The following is a 20147-nucleotide window of genomic DNA, read 5'->3' on the forward strand; positions in this document are numbered from 1 at the left end:
TCAGCCCTCCGCGGGGGCGAGGCGTTCCAGCTCCGCCTCGGTCGACTTGAGCAGGTCGTTCCAGGACGCCTCGAACTTCTCGACGCCCTCGTCCTCCAGGAGCTGCACCACCTCGTCGTACGAGATGCCGAGCTTCTCGAGCGCGTCGAGGTCGGCGCGGGCCTGCTCGTAGGTGCCGGCGATGGTGTTGCCGGTGATCGAGCCGCTCTCCTCGGTGGCGTGCAGGGTGGCCTCCGGCATGGTGTTCACCGTGTTCGGCGCCACCAGCTCGTCGACGTAGAGGGTCGGCTTGTACGCCGGGTCCTTCACGCCGGTGGAGGCCCACAGCGGACGCTGCTTGCGGGCGCCCGCGTTCTCCAGCTTGCTCCAGCGCTCCGAGGAGAACACCTCCTCGTACGCCTGGTAGGCGAGCCGGGCGTTGGCGATGGCGGCCTTGCCGCGCAGCGCCTTGGCCTCGTCGGTGCCCAGGGCGTCGAGCCGCTTGTCGACTTCGGTGTCCACCCGGGACACGAAGAAGGACGCCACGGAGTGGATCTTCGACAGGTCCAGGCCGCGCTCCTTGGCCTTCTCCAGGCCGGTGAGGTAGGCGTCCATGACCTTGCGGTAGCGCTCCAGCGAGAAGATCAGCGTGACGTTGACGCTGATGCCGCGACCGATGGTCTCGGAGATCGCCGGCAGACCCGCCTCGGTGGCCGGGATCTTGATGAGGGTGTTGGGCCGGTCGACGAGCCAGGCGAGCTGCTTGGCCTCGGCGACGGTGGCCTTGGTGTTGTGGGCCAGGCGCGGGTCGACCTCGATCGACACGCGGCCGTCCTGGCCCTCGGTGGCGTCGAAGACCGGGCGCAGGATGTCGGCGGCGTCGCGGACGTCCGCCGTGGTGATCATGCGGATGGCCTCTTCGACGGTGACCTTGCGGGCGGCGAGGTCCGACAGCTGCTGGTCGTAGCCGTCGCCCTCGGAGATCGCCTTCTGGAAGATCGTCGGGTTGGTGGTGACGCCCACGACGTGCTGCTGGTCGATCAGCTCGGCGAGGTTGCCGGACGTGATCCGCTTGCGCGACAGGTCGTCCAGCCAGATCGCGACGCCCTCCTCGGAGAGGCGCTTGAGTGCGTCTGTCATGGAATTACATCTCCTACGTGTCGTGTACGGGCGTCAGCGCTGGGCGGCCGCGATGGATTCCCGGGCCTTGGCGGCCACGTTCTCGGCAGTGAAGCCGAACTCGCGGAAGAGGACCTTGCCGTCCGCGGAAGCACCGAAGTGCTCCAGGGAAACGATGCGGCCGGCGTCCCCGACGTACTTGTGCCAGGTGAGTCCGATACCGGCCTCGACCGCGACCCGCGCCTTCACCTGCGGCGGCAGGACGCTGTCCCGGTACCCCTGGTCCTGCTCCTCGAACCACTCCACGGACGGCATGGACACCACCCGCGTCGGCACCCCGTCCGCCTGCAGCTGCTCGCGCGCCTCGACGGCGACGTGCACCTCGGAACCGGTGGCGATGAGGATGACCTGAGCTGCTGCGCTCTGCCCGTCGGGCCCTTCGGCCTCGAACAGGACGTAACCGCCCTTGGCCGCGTCGTCGTTGGGCTCGTACGTCGGCACGCCCTGACGGGTCAGCGCGAGACCGTGCGGGGCGCCCTTGCCGTAGACCTTGGTGTAGCGGCGCATGATCTCGCGCCAGGCGATGGCGGTCTCGTTGGCGTCGGCCGGGCGGACCACGTTCAGGCCCGGGATGGCGCGCAGCGAGGCGAGGTGCTCGACGGGCTGGTGGGTGGGGCCGTCCTCGCCGAGGCCGATGGAGTCGTGCGTCCATACGTACGTCACCGGCAGGTGCATCAGCGCCGACAGGCGTACGGCGTTGCGCATGTAGTCGGAGAAGACGAGGAACGTACCGCCGTAGACACGGGTGTTGCCGTGCAGGGTGATGCCGTTCAGCTCCGCGGCCATGGAGTGCTCGCGGATGCCGAAGTGGATGGTGCGGCCGTACGGGTTCGCCTCCGGCAGCGGGTTGTCCGCCGGGAGGAAGGACGACGTCTTGTCGATCGTCGTGTTGTTGGAGCCGGCCAGGTCGGCGGAGCCGCCCCACAGTTCGGGGATGACGGCGCCGAGCGCCTGCAGCACCTTGCCGGAGGCCGCGCGCGTGGCGACGCCCTTGCCCGTCTCGAAGACCGGGATCTTCTCCTCCCAGCCGGCGGGCAGTTCACCCTTGCTGATGCGGTCGAACTCGGCCGCGCGCTCGGGGTTGTCCTCCCGCCACTGCTGGAAGGACTTCTCCCACTCGGCCTTCGCCTCCCGGCCGCGGTCCAGTGCCTGACGGGTGTGCTTGAGGACCTCGTCGGAGACGTCGAAGCTCTTCTCCGGGTCGAAGCCGAGGACGCGCTTGGTGGCGGCCACCTCGTCGTCGCCGAGCGCCGAGCCGTGGGCGGCCTCGGTGTTCTGCGCGTTCGGGGCGGGCCAGGCGATGATCGAGCGCATCGCGATGAAGGACGGCCTGTCCGTCACCTTCTTCGCGGCCTCGATCGCGTTGTAGATCGCGTGCGGGTCGATGTCGCCGTCCGGCTTCGGCGCGACGCGCTGCACGTGCCAGCCGTAGGCCTCGTAGCGCTTGACGGTGTCCTCGGAGACGGCCGTCTCGGTGTCGCCCTCGATCGAGATGTGGTTGTCGTCCCACAGCAGGATCAGGTTGCCGAGCTTCTGGTGGCCGGCCAGCGAGGAGGCCTCGGCGGAGATGCCCTCCTGGAGGCAGCCGTCACCGGCGATCGCGAAGATGAAGTGGTCGAACGGGGACTCGCCCTGCGGGGCCTCGGGGTCGAACAGACCGCGCTCGTAGCGGGCGGCCATGGCCATGCCCACGGCGTTGGCGACGCCCTGGCCCAGCGGGCCCGTCGTCGTCTCGACGCCCTTGGTGTGGCCGTACTCCGGGTGACCGGGGGTCTTCGAGCCCCAGGTGCGGAAGGCCTTGAGGTCGTCCAGCTCCAGGCCGAAGCCGGCCAGGTAGAGCTGTGTGTAGAGGGTCAGGGACGAGTGGCCGGCGGACAGCACGAAGCGGTCGCGGGCCACCCAGTCCGGGTCGGCCGGGTCATGCCGCATCACCTTCTGGAAGAGGGTGTAGGCGGCGGGCGCCAGACTCATGGCCGTACCCGGATGGCCGTTGCCGACCTTCTGTACGGCGTCGGCGGCCAGGACACGGGCGGTGTCGACGGCCCGCTGGTCCAACTCGGTCCACTCGAGGTCTGTGGTGGTCGGCTTGGTGCTCACCCTGGGTCAGGGCTCCTCTCCACATGTTCGAACGCCGGTGCACTGGACGCCCACCGGCCGCTGTCGAGCCTACCCCCGGAACAAGCGCGTTTTTTCGAGTCATTCCAGACTGCCCGGCCCGCGGGGGATCCGCCTCCCGACTGCGGTGATGCGTGTTCGGCAAGTGAATACGCAGCCGCTCATCTGACTGCTCAATCGAGCTTCCGCAGCCGCTGCCGGCGGGCCCCCGCCAACACGACCCCACCCCCGCGAAGGTCGGGGTATGGGCAACGTCTACAGTGGCGTGGTACGCGCGAGCCTTTACCGGGACTTCACACGGGTGAGGCTCGCTGGGATGTCTCTGTAGGGGTGTGCGTGACGGCCGTCGAATCCCGTCCAGCGGGTGTACTCGGTGCGAGCGAGAGCCCGCGTCACCGGCCGTTCGGGGCCCGTGTCAAGGCGTTCGTGGCGCTGACCAAGCCGCGGATCATCGAGCTCCTGCTCATCACCACCGTGCCGGTGATGTTCCTGGCCCAGCGGGGGGTGCCGGACCTGAAGCTGGTCCTGCTCACCTGCGTCGGCGGCTACCTCTCCGCGGGCGGCGCGAACGCGCTCAACATGTACATCGACCGCGACATCGACGCGCTGATGGACCGCACCTCGCAGCGTCCGCTGGTCACCGGCATGGTGAGCCCGCGCGAGTGCCTCGCCTTCGGCATCTCCCTGGCGGTCGTCTCCACCCTGCTCTTCGGCCTCACCGTCAACTGGCTGAGCGCCTGGCTCTCCCTCGGCGCTCTCCTCTTCTACGTCGTCGTCTACACGATGATCCTCAAGCGCCGTACCTCGCAGAACATCGTGTGGGGCGGCATCGCGGGCTGTATGCCGGTGCTGATCGGCTGGTCGGCCGTGACCGACTCCCTGTCCTGGGCCCCGCTCATCCTCTTCCTGGTGATCTTCTTCTGGACGCCGCCGCACTACTGGCCGCTGTCGATGAAAGTCAGGGAGGACTACGCGCGCGTGGGCGTGCCGATGCTGCCGGTCATCGCCTCCAACAAGGTGGTCGCCAAGCAGATCGTGATCTACAGCTGGGTCATGGTCGCCGTTTCTCTCCTGCTCACCCCGCTCGGCTACACAGGCTGGTTCTACACCGCGGTCGCGCTTGTCGCGGGCGGCTGGTGGCTGTGGGAGGCGCACGGGCTGCAGAGCCGCGCGAAGGCGGAGGTGACGGGCGCGAAGCTCAAGGAGATGCGCCTGTTCCACTGGTCGATCACCTATGTGTCGCTGCTGTTCGTGGCGATCGCGGTGGACCCCTTCCTGCGCTGAGCGCTCCGCTGGAAGTGCCGGATGCGTCGTCGGTCGTCCGCGGCGCCGTCGTGGCCGGTCGCGCAGTTCCCCGCGCCGCTTCGGGGCGCTACCGAACCGCGGCGGACTTCACCAGGTCCGCTCAGCCGCCGGTGAGGCGGGGGTCACGCAGCCCAGCCGTCGCCAGTTGATCTACTCGTGGGTAGCATCCTGGGCATGGCAGACACGCAGCAGGTTGACGCGAAGGCGGAGCGCAAGGCGGCGAAGCTCGCCCAGCGGATCCAGGCCTTCTCCAAGGCGCACGGCGGTGCCGAGGGTCAGGTGGCCTACATCGGCGAACGCGGCGCCCGCATCGTCCTCGTCGGCGAGGACGGCGCCTGGGGCGACCTGGTCGCCCCCACCTACGAGATCGCCGGCAAGGCGGTCGAGCAGTCCGGCATCACCGCCCACGAGTCCTTCGACGGCGAGTTCGCGGCGAAGGTCCGCACCGGCGCCTACGAGTGGAAGCGGATGGCCGGCATCCAGGTCGGCGGCTGAGCGACGGCCCTCAGCCCGCGACCTCCCACCCGGTTCACCCGTTAGGACGTGTAAGACCACGTCCCACGGGGAGTCCGGATGATCGAAACGCCGTCCCTGGTGGACCAGTACTGCCACGGCGTGCTGAGAACGGAGCTGGGTCTCGGGACCTTCGAGACCCAGCTGGCCCGGACCGAGGGCCCGCCCGCCCCGGGCACCACCCTCTTCGACACCCAGACCGGTTTCGCCGTACGACGCTGGTGTCCTCCCTTACTCGGTCTGGAACCGCACTGTCACCCCGCCCGCTATCTCGCCCGCCGCCGGGAGCTCGGCGTACTGGAATCGGGCCGCAGGCTGCTGCGGGGCAGCGGCATCACGACGTACCTGGTCGACACGGGGCTGCCCGGCGACCTCACCGGACCGTCCGAGATGGCGTCCACGGGCGACGCCGACGCCCATGAGATCGTGCGGCTGGAACTGCTCGCGGAGCAGGTCGCCGACACCTCCGGAACCGTCGAGTCCTTCCTCGCCAACCTCGCCGAGTCGGTGCACGGCGCCGCCGCGACCGCCGTCGCCTTCACCTCGGTCGCGGGCGTACGGCACGGTCTGGCACTGGCGCCCGAGCCGCCCGGCCCGGGGGAGGTGCGGGGCGCGGCGGGGCGGTGGCTGGCGGGCCGCGGGGTGGGCGGTGAACTGACCGACCCGGTCCTGCTGCGCCACCTCCTGTGGATCGCCGTGGCCTCGGGCCGCCCCCTCCAGCTCCACGCGGGCCTCGGTGAACCGGGCACCCGCATCGACCGCACGGACCCGGTGCTCCTCACGGACTTCGTGCGCGCGACGGCCGGCCTCGGCACGGACCTGATCCTGCTGCACGGCTACCCGTACCACCGCCACGCCGCCCACCTCGCCGGCGTCTTCCCGCACGTCTACGCCGACTCCGGCGCCGCACTCATCCGCACCGGCGCACGCTCGGCCGGCGTCCTCGCCGAGATCCTGGAGCTGGCCCCCTTCGGCAAGATCCTCTTCTCCAGCGGCGCCCACGGCCTGCCGGAACTGCATGTGGTGGGCGCCCACCTGTTCCGCGAGTCCCTCGCCCGGGTCCTCGGCACCTGGGTCACCGAGGGCGCGTGGTCCCTCACGGACGCCCAGCGGGTCGCGGGGATGGTGGCGGCGGGCAACGCGCGGAGGGTGTACGGGCTGGAGTGATGCTCGCGTGGTCCGGTCCGGGGTCGCCGGCGTGGCGAGGCCACTCTTCTGACCGCGGTCGTCGACTGCGGCCGACCCACGGCTGTGGCTGCCCGGCGTCCTACGAGTCGCGGGGCGGAGGACCGCGTGCCTGGCTCCCGGCTCGCAAGCCCGAACGGCCCTGACGGGACGGATTCCCACGGCGCCCACGACCCGCCCGTTCTGCCCGACGCCCAGCCGTCCTGCCCTCCATGCAACGTCCCGAACAACGGCGCGAAAACGGCGCTCTGTGCGCAACGCCCCAGCGGCGTCACGTGACTGACTGTCCCGGCTGAACGGGGGCCTTTCCGACGAGCTTGGGATGCGTGACGGCACGTGCACGGAACCGGCCGGACCCGGAAGCGGGACCGTTGGAGCGGTTCGCCCACGACCTGCGCCTGCACCGGGTACACGAACTGAGTGCGCGAGGCCGTCCCACCGCCTCGGTGCGCTGGGGCGGCCCCCCGCGGCTGGTGCGCACGGCGCTAGCCGGCCTCCTGCTCCGGCTCGTCGTCCGTCTCCGTCCAGACCGGGTCCACCTCGGCCCAGCCCGGTCGCAGGACGGGAAGCGGGAGCAAGCCGTCCGCGGGGGTCACCTCGGTGTCGTCGCGGTAGATCACCCGGGACAGGTCGACGGCGCTGCCGGCGCGGCAGAACTGGGTGTCGTACTCGCCGTACGTCGTCGCCCGGTGGGAGCGCGGCCCGGTCACGACGCAGTTGAAGCCGTCCCCCGGCTCGACGTAGGGCGGTGTGTGCATCTCCGCGCCGACGGCGAGGCTGTTGGCCAGGACGACCGAGGCGCCGAACTCCTCGATACAGCGCTGGGCCGCCTGGCGTTCCCACTGGGCCCTGGCGCGCATGATCGGCGCGGCGAACAGCGGGACGAAGATGTGGGAGACCCCGAACGCCTGCAGCTTGGCCGCCCAGCGGACGGACTGCTTGACGTCCTCGCAGATGAACACCGCGATGCGCCCCAGGGTGCTCTCCAGCACGGTGATCTCCAGACCCCGGGTGATGTCCTCGCGGGCGAGCCCCTGGTGCGGTTCCCCGGGCAGCCGCCACTGGGCGGCGAGGTCGGCGGTCAGCGTGAAGCCGGCCATCTTGTCCTGCTCCAGGATCACCTGGCCGGTGCGGCAGTCCATCAGCACGGCCCGGTTGGGGGGCGGGACGTCGGCGCTGGGTTCCTCGTTCGTGTCGTCGATCGGTCCGGTGCCCAGCAGCACCCACTCCAGGGCGCTGTCCTCGGGCAGTTCCCTGAGCAGGTTGCTCCAGTGCCGCAGCAGGGGAGTGGACAGCGTGCTCTCCGGAAGGACGCCGATCCGGGCGTCCGACTCCCAGAGATTGCGGACCGCCTGACGGACGCGCTCGGTGAGACGGGCCTCGGACGGCGTGATCCGGTATCGCAGGCCCGGGCCTTTAGGGCGCCATTCGAACTCCAGATCGGAGTACTTTTCCAGGAGGGGAACCGAGCCGACGGAAATCGGCTGCTCGGTGCTGAATGCCGGGTCGTTCCGGCTCGGTATCCGGCCCATGCGGATTTGCCGGCAGTCGTCCGGGGTGACCCGGTGCACGTTGAAGAAATCCGCTTTGTTCTCCCACTCCGCCATGACCTTGCCGGGGCGGGCGCACCGGGGCAGCAGCAGCCCGGTCGTCTCGTGCGGGTTGTTCAGCCGGTTGTGGCGGATGTAGCGGACGCTCAGCCAGGACATGGTCGGCTCGTCGAAGCCGGGGCTGAACGGATTGGCAGCCGCCAGGGCCCAGTCGAGACCGACCAGGACGGCGAACATGCCGAGGTGGCCGTGGGTGTCGACCTCGCGGACGATGTCCCCCGCCAGTCGCCCGGTGACGCGGCCGCTGCCCAGGACCTGCTTGCACACATGGTCCGCGATTCCCAGGACGGTCGAATGTCGTAACCAATCGATCGCCTCGTCGGCGCGGAAGCGCTCTTCCGGAAGGAGATCGTAGAGAATCACGAACAGATCGGCCGGATCGGTCGATAATTCAACCCCGTTGATCGAATGCGAGGCTGCGCGCGGCATTTCCTCGTCCATGGTTCATCCCCCCGATGCGTGAGCGCGTAGCGAGAATATTAACGGCGGCTCGCGCATATGCGTCCTGAACGTTTCGACAAGTACGCAAAAAATCATGACGGTCTCACTTGACACTCACTTGACATCGCCGCATGGTGGAGGAGGACCCACAGCCGAGGAGTGGATCGGGGGACGACCATGAGCGAGCAGGAGAGCGCTCGGCGCGACAGGGCGACCGAGGTGCGCGATCTGATCGACGACATGCAGGTCGACTACGGCATGTCGGACGAGTGCTTCAGTTCGCTGGGCATGCTCATCACCGACGCGTCCCTGGCGGCGGACGAGCCGGCCCTGCGCACGGCCCACGACGGGCTGCGGCGGTTGTACGGACAGCTCGTACCGGAGGGCGACAACCCCAAGGTCGTCGAGCAGCGCGGCAGGCTGCTCGGACTGATCGACGTGACGTTCTGGGCGCTGCGCCGGCTGCCCTCGGGACTGCGGCTGAAGCTGGATCCGCAGGGCCACGCGGCCCGCTTCCTGATCGAGGTCGCCCGGGAACCGGGCCTGAGCAACGAGCAGCTCGCCGAGCGGCTGGACGTGGACATCACCGAGGTCAGCCGGGTCGGCCGCAAACTGCTGGCGTCGGGCGTGGCGTGGAAGGGCCGCCAGTGGCGGCACAACGTGTGGACGATCACCCCGCGCGGCGCCGTCTGTCTGGAGCAGGCAGGCCTCGTCGACGCGCAGGACTCCGGCAGGGACTAGGCGACGGCGGTGAGCGAGGGGGAGAGCGGAAGACCGCGGTCTTCGGGCGAGGCCGCGTCCGAGGAGGGCATGACCGCCGGCATCCAGTTCGCGACGGGGTGGGACGTCGTCGTGCTGGTCGGTGTGCTGCTCGTGCTCACCGTCGCCCTCGCCACCGTACTGATCCAGGCCTGGCCCACCACCGCCGTGCCGGGCGGTGGCGCCGCGAAGGCCGAGCGGGTGCGGATCCTGCTCTGGACACCTCTTCTGCCGCGCGACACCCTGCTCTTCCTGGTGGTCACGGCGGCCGGCGGCCTGGGCGCGCTCATCCATGTGCTGCGCTCGGTCTACGAGTACGTCGGCGACCGGAGACTCAGGCGCAGCTGGCTGCCGATGTACCTTCTGGAGCCCGTCGTGGGCGCCGTGCTGGCGCTGGTCGTGTACTGCGTCCTGCGGGGCGGGCTGACAACCAGCATGGCCTCGTCCGGGGACATCAATCCTTACGGCGTCACCGCTGTGGCCGCGCTCGTCGGGATGTTCTCCCGGCAGACGGTCGACAAGCTGCACGCCGTCTTCAACACACTGCTCACACCGCCTCGGGACAGCCCCGAGGAGGGCCTGACCCGTACCGGGGGCTCGCCCTCAGACCCCCGCCCCGACAGCTGACCCCGACTGCGCCGGCCCCGGAATCCCCAGATCCGCCCCGGGCCGCTCGCGCAGCGCCAGCAGCACGCGCAGGACCCAGATCCAGATCAGGCCGGAGCCGAGCATGTGCAGGCCGACCAGGAACTCGGGAAGGTGCGTGAAGTACTGGACGTAGCCGATGACGCCCTGGGCGAGCAGGACCAGGAACAGTTCACGGGTGCGGACCAGCGGGCCCCTGGGGGCGTCGACCGCCTTCAGGATGAACCACAGGGCGAAGGTCAGCGTCACCACGATCCAGGCGAGCACCGCGTGCAGCTTGGCGACCGTCTCCCAGTCGATCGGGATCCGCTCGACCTCCTTGGAGTCACCCGCGTGCGGCCCGGCACCGGTCACGACCGTACCCACCGCGATCAGCAGGACGGACGCGGTCACCAGGAACCACACCAGCTGCTGCACCGGCTTGCCGACCAGCGGGCGCGGAGCCCCGTCGCCCTCGCGAGTGCGCTGCCACATCACCGTGGCGACCGCGATCAGGCCGGAGGACAGCAGGAAGTGCGCCGCGACCGTGTACGGGTTGAGGCCGACCAGCACCACGATGCCGCCGAGGACCGCGTTGCTCATCACGATCCAGAACTGGGCCCAGCCGAGCCGGGTCAGAGAGCGCCGGTACGGCTTCTCGGAGCGCGCCGCGATGATCGCCCAGCCGACGGCCGCGCACAGCACGTACGTCAGCATGCGGTTGCTGAACTCGATCACGCCGTGCACGCCCATGGCGCTGGTCGTGGTGAGCGAGTCGGCCGTGCACGTGGGCCAGGTCGGGCAGCCGAGCCCGGACCCGGTCAGCCGCACCGCACCGCCGGTGACGACGATGACCACCGACATGACGAGCGCGGAGAGGGCCGCCCGCTGAACCGTCCGGGGTGTCGGGGTCCAGCGTGCGGCGATGAAGGCGAGCGGATTGCGCACGGCCGCGAGGGCGTCGGCGCGGGTCACGTTTGGCACGCGCCCCATCGTAGGCCGCCGCTTGTGCACGCTTTCACGAGGGTCCATGCCGCCCCTACTCCCAGCGGAAGAATTTCCCGGCGACCGCCAGCCCCAGGACCGCCCAGACGGCCAGGATCCCCAGGTCGCCCCAGGGCATGCCGGCGCCGTGCTGCAGTACGTCCCGCAACCCGTCGGACAGGGCCGAGATCGGCAGCAGGCCCAGGACGTCCTGGGCGCCCTGCGGGAACTTGTCCAGCGGGACGATGACGCCGCCGCCGACGAGCAGCAGCAGGAAGACCAGGTTGGCGGCGGCCAGGGTCGCCTCCGCCTTCAGGGTGCCCGCCATCAGCAGACCCAGCCCCGAGAAGGCCGCCGTGCCGAGGACCAGCAGGAGCAGGACGGCCAGGGGGTTGCCGTGCGGGTTCCAGCCGAGCGCGAAGGCGATCACCGTCAGCAGGACGACCTGCAGGATCTCGGTGACCAGAACCGACGCCGTCTTCGCCGTCATCAGGCCCCAGCGGGGCAGCGGCGAGGAGGCGAGGCGCTTGAGGACGCCGTAGCGGCGTTCGAAGCCGGTGGCGATCGCCTGGCCGGTGAAGGCGGTCGACATCACCGCGAGGGCCAGGATGCCGGGGGTGAGGAAGTCGACCGCCTCTCCCGCGCCCGTGTCGACGATGTCCACCGCGCTGAACAGCACGAGCAGGAGGGTCGGGATCACGACGGTGAGCAGGAGCTGCTCGCCGTTGCGCAGCAGCATCTTCGTCTCGAGCGCCGCCTGGGCCGCGATCATGCGGGGCAGGGGGGCCGCGCCGGGCTTCGGCGTGTACGTACCCCTACCCGTGGCCGTCGTCATGAGCGCAGCTCCTTGCCGGTCAGTTCCAGGAAGACGTCTTCGAGGGTGTGGCGTTCCACCGAGATCCTGTCCGGCATCACACCGTGCTGTGCGCACCAGGAAGCGACCGTCGCGAGCAGCTGGGGGTCGACCTTGCCGACGACCCGGTAGGAGCCCGGCGTCAGCTCGGCGGCGCTGCAGTCCGCGGGGAGCGCCTTGAGCAGGGAACCCACGTCGAGACCGGGGCGGCCGACGAAGCGCAGGGTGTTCTCGGCGCCGCCCCGGCACAGGTCCTCGGGCGAGCCCTGTGCGATGACCCGGCCCGCGTCGATGATCGCGACGTCGTCGGCGAGCTGCTCGGCCTCCTCCATGTAGTGCGTGGTGAGGATGACCGAGACACCGTCGGCGCGCAGATCGCGGACCAGGTCCCAGGTGGCGTGGCGGGCCTGCGGGTCGAGACCGGCGGTCGGCTCGTCCAGGAAGACCAGCTCCGGGCGGCCGACGACCGCCATGGCGAGGGCCAGGCGCTGCTGCTGGCCGCCGGAGAGCCGGCGGTAGGTCGTACGGCCGCAGCTGCCGAGGCCCAGGCGCTCGATCAGCGCGTCCACGTCCAGCGGATGGGCGTGCAGCTTCGCCACGTGCCGCAGCATCTCGTCCGCCCGCGCGCCCGAGTAGACGCCGCCGGACTGGAGCATCACGCCGATACGGGGGTGCAGCTCGCGCGCCTGCCGGACCGGGTCGAGGCCGAGCACGCGGACCGTGCCGGAGTCCGGTCTGCGGTAGCCCTCACAGGTCTCCACGGTAGTGGTCTTGCCCGCGCCGTTCGGGCCGAGTACGGCGGTCACGCCCGCCCTGGCCACCAGGTCGAGGCCGTCGACGGCGGTTTTCGTGCCGTACCGCTTCACCAGGGCCTGAACCTGGACCACGGGCTCACTTCGCATGGGCCTGAGTCTAGGTACGCGGTCCGCGGCCCCGACGGGCGGGTGCGGGATCTCCACCCGCCGACATCTCGTCCTCGCGAGATCGGTGCAGCGCCAGCCACCGCTCCGCGTAGGCCACCGCGTCCACCACGGGGAACAGCCGTACGTCGGCCGCGCCCACCGTGCCCCGTACGACGGGACGGTCCCGCTCGAAGTCGTACCCCAGCTCGTCGAACCGGTCCGTGGTGATCGACACCTCGGTCACCGTCTCCCAGCCGTCCGCCCCCGGGCGGCCGACCCGCACGAGCGGGGACGGTATCCGGTACTCGGCGAGATGGAAGCAGGTGCAGGTGTCGTAGCCGGCGCCGAGGAGCAGTACGCGCGCGTGCAGCCGCTCCAGGCGGGCCAGCGGGCTGCGCTCGCCGAGCCGGCAGTCGGGCGCGTGGCCGTCGAGTATCTCCGCCGCGCGCGGACCGAGGGCCGCGAACGACGTCTGCGGATGCGCGCTGCGCAGGGCGCCCGGCCAGGTGCGCAGCGTCTCCGGGATCACGCCCACCCCGCGCGAGGGCGTCAGCCGCGGGTCGTAGGCGGGCATGGTCGCCCGGATCCGGTCCCACCAGTCCTCGGGCACGGGCGGCCTCTCCCACAGGGCCGGGTCCGAGAGGTCGCCGGTCTGGGTCGGGACGACGATCGTGCCCTCCGGGCCCACCGCGTCCAGCAGGGCCTGGACGACCGCCACGGCTCCTCCGCAGACCCAGCCGAGACTGCTGAGGGAGGAGTGCACGAGAAGGATCTCGCCGGGTTCGACACCCAGCGCGCGCAGCTCTGCGGTGATGGTGTCGCGAGTGACAAGTGGGCCGGTGGGAAGGGGTGTCGGCATGGTTCGGGAGTCTGCTCGACCCGGATCGCGAACGCCACCGATTTGATCGATCAAAGATCGTTTCCCCAGGTCGCCTTAGGTGAGCCTAAGTGATGCAGCGCACCGCCCGTCAGAGCGGACGTGGGTTGCCCGGTCCTGAGGAATTACGCAACAATGGTGTTGTGAAATACGTTGGCGAGGCTCAGGAGGAACTCGCGACCGGTGAGCGCTCCACGCGCAACCGGGTCGCGCGGTCCGTCCTGGACCACGGCCCGTCGACCGTCGCGGAGCTGGCCGGCCGGCTGGGCCTGACCCAGGCCGCCGTCCGCAGGCACCTGGACGCGCTGGTCGCCGACGACGTCGTGGAGGCCCGTGAGCAGCGGGTGTACGGCACGCGCACGCGGGGCCGCCCCGCCAAGGTCTTCGCGCTCACCGACTGCGGCCGCGACGCCTTCTACCAGTCCTACGACAAGCTCGCCGCGGACGCCCTGCGCTGGATCCAGGAGCGCTTCGGCGGGGACGAGGCGGTCGTCGCCTTCGCGCGCGCCAGGATCGCCGAACAGGCCGACGCCTACCGCAGGGCGATCGAGGCCGCCGCCCCCGAGGAGCGCACGGAAGCCCTGGCCAAGGCGCTGAGCGCGGACGGGTACGCTGCTACGGCGCGCAGCGCACCGGTCGGCGAGCAGCTGTGCCAGCACCACTGCCCGGTCGCCCATGTCGCGGAAAAGTTCCCCCAGCTCTGCGAGGCGGAGACCGAGATCTTCTCCCAGCTGCTGGGAACCCATGTCCAGCGACTGGCGACCATCGCGCACGGTGACGGCGTCTGCACGACGTTCATCCCCAAGATTTCCCACAACGCATCTGCAAGCACGGCCGGGAGGAACCCCGCATGACTCTCCCCATCGAGGAGACCGCCCACCCTGAGCTCGAAGGTCTGGGCAAGTACGAGTACGGCTGGGCGGACTCCGACGAGGCCGGCGCCTCTGCCAAGCGCGGTCTGAACGAGGAGGTCGTCCGCGACATCTCCGCGAAGAAGAACGAGCCGGAGTGGATGACCAAGCTCCGTCTCAAGGGCCTGCGCCTGTTCGGCAAGAAGCCCATGCCGAACTGGGGCTCGGACCTGTCGGGCATCGACTTCGACAACATCAAGTACTTCGTACGCTCCACGGAGAAGCAGGCGGAGTCCTGGGAGGACCTGCCCGAGGACATCAAGAACACGTACGACAAGCTCGGCATCCCGGAGGCGGAGAAGCAGCGCCTGGTCGCCGGTGTCGCCGCCCAGTACGAGTCCGAGGTCGTCTACCACCAGATCCGCGAGGACCTGGAGGAGCAGGGCGTCATCTTCCTGGACACCGACACCGCGCTGAAGGAGCACCCGGAGCTCTTCAAGGAGTACTTCGGGACCGTCATCCCGGTCGGCGACAACAAGTTCGCCTCGCTGAACACCGCCGTGTGGTCGGGCGGCTCCTTCATCTACGTCCCGCCGGGCGTCCACGTGGAGATCCCGCTCCAGGCCTACTTCCGCATCAACACGGAGAACATGGGCCAGTTCGAGCGGACCCTGATCATCGTCGACGAGGGTGCCTACGTGCACTACGTCGAGGGATGTACGGCCCCGATCTACAAGTCGGACTCGCTGCACTCCGCGGTCGTCGAGATCATCGTCAAGAAGAACGCCCGCTGCCGCTACACGACCATCCAGAACTGGTCGAACAACGTCTACAACCTGGTCACCAAGCGCGCCGTCGCCTACGAGGGCGCGACCATGGAGTGGATCGACGGCAACATCGGCTCCAAGGTGACGATGAAGTACCCGGCCGTCTACCTGATGGGCGAGCACGCCAAGGGCGAGACCCTCTCCATCGCCTTCGCGGGCGAGGGCCAGCACCAGGACGCCGGTTCCAAGATGGTCCACATGGCGCCGAACACCTCCTCCAACATCGTCTCCAAGTCGGTGGCGCGCGGCGGTGGCCGTACCTCCTACCGCGGTCTCGTCGAGATCGGCGAGGGCGCCCACGGCTCCAAGTCGAACGTGCTGTGCGACGCGCTGCTCGTCGACACCATCTCCCGCTCCGACACGTACCCGTACGTCGACGTCCGCGAGGACGACGTGTCCATGGGCCATGAGGCGACCGTCTCCAAGGTCTCCGAGGACCAGCTCTTCTACCTGATGAGCCGTGGTCTCTCCGAGTTCGAGGCGATGGCGATGATCGTGCGCGGCTTCGTCGAGCCCATCGCCAAGGAGCTGCCCATGGAGTACGCCCTCGAGCTCAACCGGCTGATCGAGCTCCAGATGGAAGGCGCGGTCGGCTGAGGCCCCAACCGCCGTCCCCATCAAGTCACTTACGCAGGAAAGAGAGCACACCGACAGCCATGGCTGAGGCCCAGAACATCCCGGTGGGTTCCACCACCGCCGGCTCGATCGCGGTCGCCGCCGAGTCGACCGTCGCCACGCGCATGAGCGCGCCCCCGTCCTTCGACGTGCAGGACTTCCCCGTCCCGCACGGCCGTGAGGAGGAGTGGCGGTTCACCCCGCTGGAGCGCCTGCGCGGCCTGCACGACGGCACCGCCGTCGCGACCGGCGAGGGCGTCACGGTCGAGGTGGAGGCCCCCGAGGGCGTCACCGTCGAGACCGTCGGCCGTGACGACGCCCGGATCGGCAAGGCCGGCACCCCGGTGGACCGCGTCGCCGCCCAGGCGTACTCCGCGTTCGAGAAGGCCGGCGTGGTCACCGTCCCCAAGGAGACGGTGCTCACCGAGCCGATCCGTATCGCCGTGCACGGCGAGGGCGGCACCCGCTTCGGCCACCAGGTGATCGAGCTGGGCGCCTTCGCCGAGGCCGTCGTCGTCATCGACCACACCGGTGACGCCGTGCTCGCCGCCAACGTCGACTACATCCTGGGCGACGGCGCCAAGCTGACGGTCGTCTCCATCCAGGACTGGGACGACAAGGCCGTGCACGTCGCCCAGCACAACGCCCTCATCGGCCGGGACGCCTCCTTCAAGTCCGTGGTCGTCACCTTCGGCGGCGACCTCGTACGGCTGCACCCGCGCGTCTCCTACGCCGGCACCGGCGGCGAGGCCGAGCTGTTCGGGCTCTACTTCACCGACAAGGGCCAGCACCAGGAGCACCGCCTCCTGGTCGACCACAACACCCCGCACTGCAAGTCCAACGTCGTCTACAAGGGCGCGCTCCAGGGCGACGACGCGCACGCCGTGTGGATCGGTGACGTGCTCATCGAGGCCAAGGCCGAGGGCACGGACACGTACGAGATGAACCGGAACCTGGTTCTGACCGACGGCGCCCGCGTCGACTCCGTGCCGAACCTGGAGATCGAGACCGGCGAGATCGTGGGCGCCGGACACGCCTCCGCCACCGGCCGCTTCGACGACGAGCAGCTCTTCTACCTGATGGCCCGCGGCATCCCGGCCGACGAGGCCCGCCGTCTGGTGGTGCGCGGCTTCTTCGCCGAGCTGGTCCAGCAGATCGGCGTCGACGACATCGAGGCACGGCTGATCGAGAAGATCGAGGCCGAGCTGGAGGCCACCGTCTGATGGCCTACCTACGCGCCTGCGCGCTGAGCGAGCTGGAGGAGGACACCCCGAAGCGGGTGGAACTCGACGGCACGCCGGTCTCCGTCGTGCACACCGCGGGCGAGGTCTTCGCGATCAACGACATCTGCTCGCACGCCAACGTCTCGCTGTCCGAGGGCGAGGTGGAGGACTGCCAGATCGAGTGCTGGCTGCACGGCTCCAGCTTCGACCTGCGCACCGGCAAGCCGTCCGGCCTCCCCGCCACGCGCCCCGTCCCCGTATACCCCGTAAAGATCGAAGGGGGCAGCGTCCTTGTCGACGTCCGCGCCTCCCTCAACCAGGAGTCCTGAGGCAACCCATGGCAACGCTTGAAATCCGAGACCTGCGCGTCACCGTCGAGGCCGACAACGCCACGAAGGAGATCCTCAAGGGCGTCGACCTGACCGTGAAGCAGGGCGAGACGCACGCCATCATGGGCCCCAACGGCTCCGGCAAGTCGACCCTCGCCTACTCCCTCGCGGGCCACCCCAAGTACACGATCACCGGCGGCTCCGTCACCCTCGACGGCGAGGACGTCCTGGAGATGTCCGTCGACGAGCGCGCCCGCGCCGGCCTGTTCCTGGCGATGCAGTACCCGGTCGAGGTCCCCGGTGTGTCCGTGTCGAACTTCCTGCGGACCTCCGCCACCGCCATCCGCGGCGAGGCCCCCAAGCTGCGCACCTGGGTGAAGGAGGTCAAGGAGGCCATGGAGCGCCTCAACATGGACCCCTCCTTCGCCGAGCGCAACGTCAACGAGGGCTTCTCCGGCGGCGAGAAGAAGCGCCACGAGATCCTCCAGCTCGAACTGCTCAAGCCGAAGATCGCGATCCTCGACGAGACCGACTCCGGTCTCGACGTCGACGCGCTGCGGATCGTCTCCGAGGGCGTCAACCGCGTCCGTGAGACCGGCGAGGTCGGCACCCTGCTGATCACGCACTACACGCGCATCCTGCGCTACATCAAGCCCGACTACGTGCACGTGTTCGCCGGCGGCAAGATCGTGGAGTCCGGCGGTGCCGAACTCGCCGACAAGCTGGAGAACGAGGGCTACGAGGCTTACACGAAGGGTGGCGCATCCGAGTGACACAGCTGCCGGGCCTCCTCGACGCCGAGGCGATCCGCAAGGACTTCCCGATCCTGGACCGGCTGGTCCACGACGACCGGAAGCTCGTGTACCTGGACAACGCGGCGACCTCGCAGAAGCCGCGCCAGGTGCTGGACGCCCTCGCCGAGTACTACGAGCGCTACAACGCCAACGTCCACCGCGGTGTGCATGTGCTCGCCGAGGAGGCCACGGCGCTGTACGAGGGCGCGCGTGACAAGGTCGCCTCCTTCATCAACGCGCCCTCGCGGGACGAGGTGATCTTCACCAAGAACGCCTCCGAGTCGCTCAACCTCGTGGCCAACATGCTCGGTTGGGCCGACGAGCCCTACCGGGTGGACTCCGAGACCGAGATCGTCATCACGGAGATGGAGCACCACTCCAACATCGTGCCCTGGCAGCTGCTCTCGCAGCGCACGGGCGCGAAGCTGAAGTGGTTCGGCCTGACCGACGACGGCCGGCTCGACCTGTCCAACATCGACGAGATCATCACCGAGAAGACGAAGATCGTCTCCTTCGTGCTGGTCTCCAACATCCTGGGCACGGTCAACCCGGTCGAGACGATCATCCGGCGCGCCCAGGAGGTCGGCGCCCTGGTCTGCATCGACGCCTCCCAGGCCGCCCCGCACATGCCGCTGGACGTACAGGCCCTGCAGGCCGACTTCGTGGCCTTCACCGGCCACAAGATGTGCGGCCCGACCGGCATAGGCGTCCTGTGGGGCCGGCAGGAGCTGCTGGAGGACCTGCCTCCGTTCCTCGGCGGCGGCGAGATGATCGAGACCGTGTCGATGCACTCGTCGACCTACGCCCCCGCTCCGCACAAGTTCGAGGCGGGCACCCCGCCGATCGCTCAGGCGGTCGGTCTCGGCGCGGCCATCGACTACCTGAACGCCATCGGCATGGACAAGATCCTCGCCCATGAGCACGCGCTGACGGAGTACGCGGTGGGGCGTCTGGCGGAGGTCCCCGACCTGCGGATCATCGGCCCGACCACGGCCGAGGAGCGGGGCGCGGCGATCTCCTTCACGCTCGGCGACATCCACCCGCACGACGTGGGCCAGGTCCTCGACGAGCAGGGCATCGCGGTCCGGGTGGGCCACCACTGCGCGCGGCCCGTCTGCCTCCGGTACGGAATTCCCGCGACCACGCGAGCGTCGTTCTATCTGTACTCCACGCCGGCCGAGATCGATGCTCTGGTCGACGGGCTGGAACACGTACGGAACTTCTTCGGCTGATGGGACGAGCGATCGCATGAAGCTGGACTCGATGTACCAGGAAGTCATCCTGGACCACTACAAGAACCCTCATGGGCGTGGTCTGCGTGATGGCGACGCCGAGGTGCACCACGTGAACCCGACCTGCGGCGACGAGATCACCCTCCGCGTGAGGTACGAGGGCACGAGGATCGAGGACGTCTCGTACGAGGGCCAGGGCTGCTCGATCAGCCAGGCCTCCGCCTCCGTGCTGAACGAACTGCTGGTCGGCAAGGAGCTGGCCGACGCGCGGAAGATCCAGGAGACCTTCCTGGAGCTGATGCAGTCCAAGGGCAGGCTGGAGCCCGACGACGCGATGGAGGAGGTGCTGGAGGACGCGGTCGCGTTCTCCGGTGTCTCCAAGTACCCGGCCCGGGTCAAGTGCGCCCTCCTCAGCTGGATGGCGTGGAAGGACGCGACGGCCCAGGCGCTGGGTGGCGCCGAAGCCGAAAGGAAGACGGCATGACCGACACCGTGGAGATGAAGCCGGCCTCGGAGGAAGAGCTCCGCGAGGCCCTCATGGACGTGGTCGACCCCGAGCTGGGCATCGACGTCGTCAACCTCGGCCTGATCTACGGCATCCACATCGACGACGCCAACATCGCGACCGTCGACATGACCCTGACCTCCGCGGCCTGTCCGCTGACGGACGTCATCGAGGACCAGGCCCAGTCCGCCACCGACGGCCTCGTCAACGAGCTGCGGATCAACTGGGTCTGGATGCCGCCGTGGGGCCCGGACAAGATCACCGACGACGGACGCGAGCAGCTCCGGGCGCTGGGATTCAACGTCTGAGACAGCCCAGGACACGCGGGCACGCGAACGCGGGAAGCGGGGGGGCCGCACCCGGGTGGGCGCGGGGGGGGGGGGGGGGGCCCCCCCCCCCCCCCGCCCCCCCGCCCCCGCCCCGGACAGGGGGAAGTTATTGTACG

20 protein-coding genes are annotated in these 20147 nt (G+C 69.5%); 13 read left to right on the forward strand and 7 right to left on the reverse strand.

Annotated features, from left to right (window positions below; translation table 11 throughout):
- Together tal and tkt are read right to left on the reverse strand one after the other, a co-directional pair.
- Positions 1–1119, reverse strand: coding sequence for a transaldolase (gene tal / locus ABZ453_RS03510; protein ID WP_359011097.1), 1119 nt, complete (start codon positions 1117–1119; stop codon positions 1–3).
- A 33-nt stretch (positions 1120–1152) separates the two neighbouring features.
- Entirely contained in the window at positions 1153–3255 is a 2103-nt protein-coding gene (gene tkt / locus ABZ453_RS03515; protein ID WP_359011099.1) for a transketolase, read from the reverse strand.
- A 348-nt stretch (positions 3256–3603) separates the two neighbouring features.
- On the opposite strand from tkt, the gene ABZ453_RS03520 reads away from it, so the two are divergent.
- The 3 genes from ABZ453_RS03520 (at position 3604) to ABZ453_RS03530 (ending at position 6258) form a co-directional block, all read left to right on the forward strand.
- Positions 3604–4557 carry a heme o synthase gene (locus ABZ453_RS03520; protein WP_359011101.1) on the forward strand — a complete coding sequence of 318 codons (954 nt, stop codon included), beginning with the start codon at positions 3604–3606 and terminating at the stop codon, positions 4555–4557.
- Between the two features lie 195 nt (positions 4558–4752).
- Entirely contained in the window at positions 4753–5073 is a 321-nt protein-coding gene (locus tag ABZ453_RS03525; RefSeq protein WP_359011103.1) for a hypothetical protein, read from the forward strand.
- Between the two features lie 78 nt (positions 5074–5151).
- Positions 5152–6258 carry an amidohydrolase family protein gene (locus ABZ453_RS03530; RefSeq protein WP_359011105.1) on the forward strand — a complete coding sequence of 369 codons (1107 nt, stop codon included), beginning with the start codon at positions 5152–5154 and terminating at the stop codon, positions 6256–6258.
- A 503-nt stretch (positions 6259–6761) separates the two neighbouring features.
- Here ABZ453_RS03530 and ABZ453_RS03535 read toward each other — a convergent pair.
- Positions 6762–8249, reverse strand: coding sequence for a hypothetical protein (locus tag ABZ453_RS03535; RefSeq protein WP_359011107.1), 1488 nt, complete (start codon positions 8247–8249; stop codon positions 6762–6764).
- A gap of 255 nt (positions 8250–8504) precedes the next feature.
- Here ABZ453_RS03535 and ABZ453_RS03540 point away from each other — a divergent pair, with 255 nt between their 5' ends.
- Together ABZ453_RS03540 and ABZ453_RS03545 are read left to right on the forward strand one after the other, a co-directional pair.
- A complete protein-coding gene (locus ABZ453_RS03540) occupies positions 8505–9068 on the forward strand; it encodes a hypothetical protein (protein WP_359011109.1) in 564 nt (187 codons plus the stop codon).
- Between the two features lie 69 nt (positions 9069–9137).
- On the forward strand, positions 9138–9713 hold the full coding sequence (locus ABZ453_RS03545) for a hypothetical protein (RefSeq protein WP_359011111.1): 576 nt from the start codon (positions 9138–9140) through the stop codon (positions 9711–9713).
- Here the strand turns inward: ABZ453_RS03545 and ABZ453_RS03550 are convergent.
- The 4 genes from ABZ453_RS03550 to ABZ453_RS03565 are packed head-to-tail and all read right to left on the reverse strand — an operon-like array spanning position 9690 to position 13308.
- Complete coding sequence (locus ABZ453_RS03550) at positions 9690–10703, reverse strand: COX15/CtaA family protein (protein ID WP_359011113.1); 1014 nt, start codon at positions 10701–10703, stop codon at positions 9690–9692. The two genes, ABZ453_RS03545 and ABZ453_RS03550, sit on opposite strands and share 24 nt — an antisense overlap.
- 46 nt (positions 10704–10749) lie before the next feature.
- The gene (locus ABZ453_RS03555) at positions 10750–11529 is read right to left on the reverse strand and encodes an ABC transporter permease (RefSeq protein WP_359011115.1); all 780 of its coding nucleotides are present in this window, start codon (positions 11527–11529) and stop codon (positions 10750–10752) included.
- Positions 11526–12449 (reverse strand): ABC transporter ATP-binding protein, encoded by a 924-nt coding sequence (locus ABZ453_RS03560; protein ID WP_359011116.1) that lies wholly within the window; start codon positions 12447–12449, stop codon positions 11526–11528. Before ABZ453_RS03560 ends, ABZ453_RS03555 begins: the two co-directional genes overlap by 4 nt.
- Before the next feature lie 10 nt (positions 12450–12459).
- On the reverse strand, positions 12460–13308 hold the full coding sequence (locus tag ABZ453_RS03565) for an AAC(3) family N-acetyltransferase (RefSeq protein WP_359011118.1): 849 nt from the start codon (positions 13306–13308) through the stop codon (positions 12460–12462).
- Positions 13309–13469: 161 nt separating this feature from the next.
- On the opposite strand from ABZ453_RS03565, the gene ABZ453_RS03570 reads away from it, so the two are divergent.
- Genes ABZ453_RS03570 through ABZ453_RS03605 form a run of 8 tightly spaced genes read left to right on the forward strand, consistent with a single transcriptional unit; the run spans position 13470 to position 20010 of the window.
- On the forward strand, positions 13470–14180 hold the full coding sequence (locus ABZ453_RS03570; RefSeq protein WP_359011120.1) for a metalloregulator ArsR/SmtB family transcription factor: 711 nt from the start codon (positions 13470–13472) through the stop codon (positions 14178–14180).
- Positions 14177–15601, forward strand: coding sequence for a Fe-S cluster assembly protein SufB (sufB, locus tag ABZ453_RS03575; RefSeq protein ID WP_359011122.1), 1425 nt, complete (start codon positions 14177–14179; stop codon positions 15599–15601). Before ABZ453_RS03570 ends, sufB begins: the two co-directional genes overlap by 4 nt.
- A 59-nt stretch (positions 15602–15660) precedes the next feature.
- A complete protein-coding gene (gene sufD, locus ABZ453_RS03580) occupies positions 15661–16842 on the forward strand; it encodes a Fe-S cluster assembly protein SufD (RefSeq protein ID WP_359011124.1) in 1182 nt (393 codons plus the stop codon).
- The gene (locus ABZ453_RS03585) at positions 16842–17171 is read left to right on the forward strand and encodes a bifunctional 3-phenylpropionate/cinnamic acid dioxygenase ferredoxin subunit (protein ID WP_359011125.1); all 330 of its coding nucleotides are present in this window, start codon (positions 16842–16844) and stop codon (positions 17169–17171) included. Before sufD ends, ABZ453_RS03585 begins: the two co-directional genes overlap by 1 nt.
- A gap of 8 nt (positions 17172–17179) precedes the next feature.
- Positions 17180–17944, forward strand: coding sequence for a Fe-S cluster assembly ATPase SufC (sufC, locus tag ABZ453_RS03590; RefSeq protein WP_359011127.1), 765 nt, complete (start codon positions 17180–17182; stop codon positions 17942–17944).
- Positions 17941–19197 (forward strand): cysteine desulfurase, encoded by a 1257-nt coding sequence (locus ABZ453_RS03595; RefSeq protein WP_359011129.1) that lies wholly within the window; start codon positions 17941–17943, stop codon positions 19195–19197. Before sufC ends, ABZ453_RS03595 begins: the two co-directional genes overlap by 4 nt.
- 16 nt (positions 19198–19213) lie before the next feature.
- Positions 19214–19681 (forward strand): Fe-S cluster assembly sulfur transfer protein SufU, encoded by a 468-nt coding sequence (sufU, locus tag ABZ453_RS03600; protein WP_356761322.1) that lies wholly within the window; start codon positions 19214–19216, stop codon positions 19679–19681.
- Positions 19678–20010 (forward strand): metal-sulfur cluster assembly factor, encoded by a 333-nt coding sequence (locus ABZ453_RS03605; RefSeq protein WP_356761320.1) that lies wholly within the window; start codon positions 19678–19680, stop codon positions 20008–20010. Before sufU ends, ABZ453_RS03605 begins: the two co-directional genes overlap by 4 nt.
- Positions 20011–20147 lie beyond the last annotated feature (137 nt).

This window comes from Streptomyces sp. NPDC005799 (assembly GCF_040630525.1).
In the GTDB taxonomy this organism is placed as follows: domain Bacteria; phylum Actinomycetota; class Actinomycetes; order Streptomycetales; family Streptomycetaceae; genus Streptomyces; species Streptomyces griseorubiginosus_B.